Source organism: Chitinophaga agrisoli, assembly GCF_008386695.1.
GTDB lineage: Bacteria > Bacteroidota > Bacteroidia > Chitinophagales > Chitinophagaceae > Chitinophaga > Chitinophaga agrisoli.
The window spans coordinates 1-358 of record NZ_VUOC01000163.1 but is presented as its reverse complement, the minus strand read 5'-3'; the positions used below and the strand labels follow the sequence as shown (position 1 = coordinate 358).

The following is a 358-nucleotide window of genomic DNA, read 5'->3' as shown; positions in this document are numbered from 1 at the left end:
GGAAGGATTGAAGGGAAGAGTTTTCGAAGTTTCCCTGGCTGATCTACAAGCTGACACTGACGCGGAAAGGTCTTTCCGCAAATTCAGATTAATCGCCGAATATGTGCAAGGACGTAATGTGCTCTGCAACTTCCACGGCATGGACCTCACAACCGATAAGCTCAGGTGGATGGTTAAAAAATGGCAGACTCTCATCGAAGCCAACATTGATGTGAAGACAACCGATGGATACGTTCTACGTGTCTTCTGCATTGGTTTCACCAATAAGGACTCCTTGAGCCAACGCAAGACGTGCTACGCCCAGCACACTCAGGTCAGAGCAATCAGAAAGAAATTGTGTGAAATCATTACACGCGAC

Annotated in this window: 1 protein-coding gene; it reads left to right on the top strand. The window is 47.2% G+C overall.

Annotated features, from left to right (window positions below; translation table 11 throughout):
• Nucleotides 1–7: 7 nt before the first annotated feature.
• The coding region (locus F0L74_RS34830; protein WP_246197969.1) for an eS1 family ribosomal protein at nucleotides 8–358 on the top strand (351 nt) is incomplete at its 3' end.